General features: G+C 43.2%; 8 protein-coding genes. 4 read left to right on the top strand and 4 right to left on the bottom strand.

Features of this window, described 5'->3' with window-relative positions; all coding sequences use genetic code 11:
• The 3 genes from QUB61_RS37950 to QUB61_RS37940 all read right to left on the bottom strand — a co-directional run.
• On the bottom strand, positions 1–1,043 hold a 1,043-nt coding region (locus QUB61_RS37950; RefSeq protein WP_445300333.1), incomplete at its 3' end, for an NACHT domain-containing protein.
• A gap of 167 nt (positions 1,044–1,210) precedes the next feature.
• The gene (locus tag QUB61_RS37945) at positions 1,211–2,251 is read right to left on the bottom strand and encodes an NACHT domain-containing protein (RefSeq protein ID WP_333123935.1); all 1,041 of its coding nucleotides are present in this window, start codon (positions 2,249–2,251) and stop codon (positions 1,211–1,213) included.
• A gap of 69 nt (positions 2,252–2,320) precedes the next feature.
• Positions 2,321–2,497 carry a hypothetical protein gene (locus QUB61_RS37940; RefSeq protein WP_333123937.1) on the bottom strand — a complete coding sequence of 59 codons (177 nt, stop codon included), beginning with the start codon at positions 2,495–2,497 and terminating at the stop codon, positions 2,321–2,323.
• Between the two features lie 223 nt (positions 2,498–2,720).
• On the opposite strand from QUB61_RS37940, the gene QUB61_RS37935 reads away from it, so the two are divergent.
• The 3 genes from QUB61_RS37935 to QUB61_RS37925 all read left to right on the top strand — a co-directional run bounded on the left by QUB61_RS37935 (position 2,721) and on the right by QUB61_RS37925 (position 4,299).
• Positions 2,721–3,323 carry an ATP-binding protein gene (locus QUB61_RS37935; RefSeq protein WP_333123939.1) on the top strand — a complete coding sequence of 201 codons (603 nt, stop codon included), beginning with the start codon at positions 2,721–2,723 and terminating at the stop codon, positions 3,321–3,323.
• A 329-nt stretch (positions 3,324–3,652) separates the two neighbouring features.
• Complete coding sequence (locus QUB61_RS37930; protein ID WP_333123941.1) at positions 3,653–3,916, top strand: ATP-binding protein; 264 nt, start codon at positions 3,653–3,655, stop codon at positions 3,914–3,916.
• A 137-nt stretch (positions 3,917–4,053) separates the two neighbouring features.
• Positions 4,054–4,299, top strand: a complete 246-nt coding sequence (locus tag QUB61_RS37925) for a response regulator (RefSeq protein WP_333123943.1) — start codon at positions 4,054–4,056, stop codon at positions 4,297–4,299.
• A 51-nt stretch (positions 4,300–4,350) separates the two neighbouring features.
• Here QUB61_RS37925 and QUB61_RS37920 read toward each other — a convergent pair whose 3' ends face one another.
• Positions 4,351–4,596, bottom strand: coding sequence for a hypothetical protein (locus QUB61_RS37920; RefSeq protein WP_333123945.1), 246 nt, complete (start codon positions 4,594–4,596; stop codon positions 4,351–4,353).
• Positions 4,597–4,607: 11 nt separating this feature from the next.
• Between QUB61_RS37920 and QUB61_RS37915 the strand changes: the two genes are divergently transcribed.
• Positions 4,608–4,853 (top strand): hypothetical protein, encoded by a 246-nt coding sequence (locus QUB61_RS37915; protein ID WP_333123947.1) that lies wholly within the window; start codon positions 4,608–4,610, stop codon positions 4,851–4,853.
• Positions 4,854–4,963 lie beyond the last annotated feature (110 nt).

Genomic DNA, 4,963 nt, shown 5'->3' with positions numbered 1-4,963 from the left:
ATTGGGTCAACAGGTAAAAGATGAGTAATTTTACTCATTGACAATAGTGCTTTTAGCTTAACTTGTGAGTAATGCACAGCAGGAGATACATTAGAAGCGCTATTGAGGCAATATACCAGCAATTTATTAGCATCGTAATACTTCCTCAGCAATGACTTCTGCTGTTCGCTAAATTCCCAATCGTGACCTATATTGCGATAGGAAATTATGATTTGTCTTAATTCCCGAGTCCAAGCTTGTCCGTTAGCTTGCCACCATTGCCTAAATATTTCCTTGTCACCATCTGGGTGAGGTAGCTGTTTCTTAATTTCTTGCAGTGCTTGCATCAATTCAGGTTCAACAATAGGGACAAGAAGAATGTCGTGGGCAAGACTAAGGGCTGGGTCAATAGCACCGTCGAGTACAGGCAAAATGGCAAGGTCAAGAACAAGGTCCAGGGTAATTTCAATAGCAGGGTCAAAGGTATGTTTAACGGCAAGGTAAAGGGCTGGGTCAAGGAAACGTTCAGGGTTTCGATTAAGAGCAAGCTCAAGGGATGGGAGAAGGGAAAAGTAAAAGAATCTCACTGCCGCAGGTTTGTAGGGAAAATCAACAGAAAGGGATTTGTCATTTACCCACAGGAGGAACTGCTGCAACTGCTCATCCTCAGCGACCAGTCCATCAACTTGCTGCTTCATTGACAGCAACAAGTCATCAGCTTTTTGCAACATCCCAACTGCTAACAACAAGACTTCTCGCCAACGCTTCTCGGTTAGGTGGCTGACCAGTTTTCCCAAAGCTTGTGGGGTGGAATTGTTAACTATTTCTGTAGCAGTAAAATACTCTTGGAATGTTAGATGAGAAAACGAATAAATCCCTCTTGCTCTCTCCACTAATAAGCCATGTTGTGCCTCGATCGCCTTCAAGACAACCTCACTATCGCTCTCGAATTTAACGGGGTCACTTGTGGCATCGGGCAAGTTAGCTAGATAGTCGGCAATCAATTGCTGAACTGTGTTTTTTTCAAAAAAGTAATCGCCCCGATCGAAAGTAATAGCTGCCACAAAAGCAAGTAAATGTTTCTGGCGGCACAAATTCAAATCGCGATAAACTTCATCCCGTTTAAGCTGTTGTGCATTTAAATTGTATATTTCGAGTCCCGATCAAAAATCGTCAAATCCTCTCCCCCTCTCCCCTTCACCCCCTCTCCCTCTCTAATACCATAGGCAATCTAGATGCAACACAGCTTAATGCCTCTAGTTTCATCCCATTTTCTGAGCATAATTTCCACTCCTTCCTCATACAACTTGGCTCGGTTGGATGGAAAATCTGCTTTGGCTTGGAATACTAAACAAGTCAGATTAAGCAAAATTGGCGTTACTGCCAGTTCTCGGATTTGCTGATTTTTTGGCAGTTTCAGCATCTCTACAAATTGAGATGCTAAAGCTTTACCTGCCTCCATCTTCTGGGAAAATACCACAAACCAATTTCGAGCAAAGGCAGCGATTTGCTTGTTATTAAAATCGGCTACCTCAACACAGGTAAAGGCTGCGTCGTGAAATCTGTACTTAGCAGCGGCAATTCGACAGGTAATAATAAACTGATTGTTGTAATACTTTTGGACAAACTGACGAATCTGTCTGACGACTGCATCGCTATCTGATTCTGGCACTTCATCTAAGCCGTCGAGCAAAATCAGACCTCTGCCTTGAGTGAGTGCGAATTCAGTTTGCGATCGCGCCTCAACTCCGCAACTGGCAAATTCGCCGCTGATATATTCTAATAAGTCAAGATTAGCGAGTTCAGCAAAGGTTTTTAGAGGGATAAAAATGGGTATTTTGTTGGCTTCAAATTCTGATCGATCGCACTGAATGGCGATGTGTTTCAAAAAAGTAGTTTTACCGGAACCAGGTTTGCCGAGTACCATTAGTTTAGAGTGAGATTTCACCGCATCCAATCCTGGTACTCGTTTCTGATGCACTTTGCCTAATCCCAAGCGGTTAAAGTTATCCGCATCTGGGTTGAAGTCTCTGAGTAAATCGCTAATTTCTCCCGGCTGCCAACTGGTAATTTCCTCCAAAATGTTGACTTCAACGTAGAGGTTGCTGGCATCAACGGGCTGTGCAATATCCAACAGTTGCATTTTGCTGTAAAGCTGTTGGATTTTGCTGTGGCATTTTTGCCGGATCTCTGGCACTACCGAATCAATGTCTAAATTCGGTGGCTGCGGATTTTCGGGTGGAGGGCGCGAGACAATTTCTTGCCAATTCAACTGCAAAACCGTGCAGAAAGCCCTGAAAGCATTGGCTTTAATGGGTTCTCTTCCTCGTAAAAAACGCCTCTAAGTTGGCAGCGACAGGCCATCGGCATAGGGCCCGGCTTCTGTCCAAGTTCGATCGGGATCTAATTTTTGACTAGCTTCTACTAGCCATCTGGGGTCTTCTATAGTCGAGCCCCTTTCTCTTCTAGCTTGCTTAATTTTTACTAATCCCTCCTCAGAGGCTTTGAGGGTGGTCATTGTATAATTTACTTATCTAATTGTCTATCTCAGTTTTCGCTCTGTTTAGCGATCGCAAACTGAGTTTGTCAAGACCCGAGCAACCAAGAGAAAATGAGCTGGACAACCACTGCACGGCATACGAAAAAAGTCAAGCATAAATCATGCCAACTTAATCGTTGAGAATGCCACTCTCTTTTTTAGGTAAAAAAGTACACCTTAAATGATGACAAAGGATAGCACCATGACAGATAACATAGATGAGATTCCGGCAGGTGGGGTAGGTATAAAAATTATTGGCAAAATTGCCGATGAGCTAAGTTATACCCCCACTTCTGACGCTCGAAACTGTCTTTTCATTGTAAAATATTATCAGCAGCCCGGTCTAGAACAACCCCAACCTCGCAGGGAAGCTGGTATTTTTAAGCGGGCGATCGATGTTTTAAACAGCTTTAACGGGTTTCAAAAGCAACGAAATCCCCAATCCGATCCCAGTTCTAATCAGCAAATTCAAAAATTTAGCCTTCAACTACAACTAAATTCTGATATCCACGCTGTTGCTCAAGTTTTATCCTGGCTCGATCAGTTAGATCCTCTAGGAATTCCCCTAGCGGTTTTGCATCAGTGTAAACTGGCTGTGGTTGAGGGGTTTACGAATGCTGTTCGCCACGCTCACAAAAATCTGCCCAGAGAAACTCCGATCGATCTTGAAATAACCGTATTTAACGATCGCCTAGAAATCAAAATTTGGGATCGGGGAAAGCCTTTTGACTTCAAAGCGAAGTTGAAAGAAGAATTGCCAGAAACAAGTCCGTTCAGTTTATCAGAAGGCAACTTTCTTTTTTAGGTAAAAAAGTACACATTAAATGATGACAAAGGATAGCAGCAGGAGAGATAACATAGATGAATTTCCCTCAGGTGGGGTAGGTATAAAAATTATTGGCAAAATTGCCGATGAGCTAAGTTATACCCGCACATCTGACAATCGAAACTGTCTTTTCATTGTAAAATATTATTAGAAGCCTGGTCTAGTACAACCCCAAAATAGGACTCAAGCTCCTTTTTTTTAGCGGGCGCTTGATGTTTTAAACAGCTTTAGTTTCTGGTTTCAAAAGCCTCGCCAATTCTATCGCAGTTCAAACCAGCACCTTCAAAAAATTAGCCTACAACTAAATAGTGATATCTAATGCTGTTGCTCAAGATTGGTTGTCGGTTGAACAGTTAGCTGCTCTACCAATTCCCCAAGCCGTTTTGTATCAGTGTCAACTGGTTGTGAGTGAAGCCTGTACGAATGCGGTTCGCCAGGCTCACAAAAATCTGCCCAGAGAAACTCCGATCGATCTTGAAATAACCGTATTTAACGATCGCCTAGGAATCAAAATTTGGAATAGGGGAAATCCTTTTGACTTCCAAGCGAAGTTGAAAGAAGAAGTGCAATAAAAAAGTCTGTATGAGTGGGTTTTAAAGACCTGGGATTTATGCTTCACTTTAAAGCGGTTCTGTAATTGCTAGCTGTAAATTGACCAGAGGAAGAAACTTTTTTGTGATGAACTGATACTGCTCCCAAGATTCTTGTTGTGGATGATGACCCAGCAATCCGCAATCTAGTTCATCGTTTTTTTTATCAGAAATATCAAGTAGATTCGGCAGCAGATGGCGAGACTGCTTTAGCATTGTTTGAGAAATTAAAGCCACTGCTAGTAGTTCTCGATTGGAATTTGCCGGATACTACAGGCTATCACCTCTGCCAAGAAATGCAGCGCCGTACTAATGTTTTTGCGATCGTGCGATCGCCGCCGCACCGACGAAGCCGATCAACTTAAAGTCCTTTCCGCAGGTGCTGATGACTAGATCTGCAAACCATTTGTTCTGGCCTAGTTGGCAATTCCTATAGAAGTTGTGTTGAGACGCATCAGGGCTGTCACTTCATCGCGTATTGTATTCGATCGATTCGCGATCGATTCAGGGCGTCGGGAAGCAACACTCAACGATCGCATTATCAAGTTAACAGCCGGGGAATTTAAGATATTGTATAGCCTTTCGAGCGAAAGATGAGGTACTATCCGGCCCACGGGCATAGGGCATAGGGCATAGGGCATAGGGCCTAGGGCATAGGGCATACCTCACTTTTTTGAGAACCGCTATATTTTTTAGCAAGTCATTCCGGTCAATCTTAGAGTCGCCAACAGCTAATCGAAAAAATCTGGGGTGGAACTGCGACGATACAGGAGAAGAGCAAGTTGTTAGCGTAGATATCGGTCAGATTCGTAAGAAAATGATTCAAGTTGATGCTACTGGGTCTGGGTTTATTAAAACTATTGGGGGTTGTTGTTACAGGTTCGAGCCGCCCGATCGCACGGCAATGGCAATTTACTAAGGAATGAGAATTAAATAACTTCCACAAGTTTGTGGGATGGGCGTCCCGCCCGTCTTTTTTTGACGGGCGGGACGCCCATCCCACAATAACAATTAAAATTGTAAGTTATT

It is taken from the genome of Microcoleus sp. C2D2, from assembly GCF_036702495.1.
Classification (GTDB): domain Bacteria; phylum Cyanobacteriota; class Cyanobacteriia; order Cyanobacteriales; family Microcoleaceae; genus Microcoleus.
Note: the sequence above shows the minus strand (reverse complement) of the source record. Positions and strands in the feature narration are given on the sequence as shown.

What these genes read in the sequence shown, in the direction of transcription:
- QUB61_RS37935 (WP_333123939.1), top strand. Translation starts at nt 2,721, where the DNA reads ATGACAGATAACATAGATGAGATTCCGGCAGGTGGGGTAGGTATAAAA.
- QUB61_RS37940 (WP_333123937.1), bottom strand. Translation starts at nt 2,497, where the DNA reads ATGACCACCCTCAAAGCCTCTGAGGAGGGATTAGTAAAAATTAAGCAA.
- QUB61_RS37920 (WP_333123945.1), bottom strand. Translation starts at nt 4,596, where the DNA reads ATGCCCTATGCCCTAGGCCCTATGCCCTATGCCCTATGCCCTATGCCC.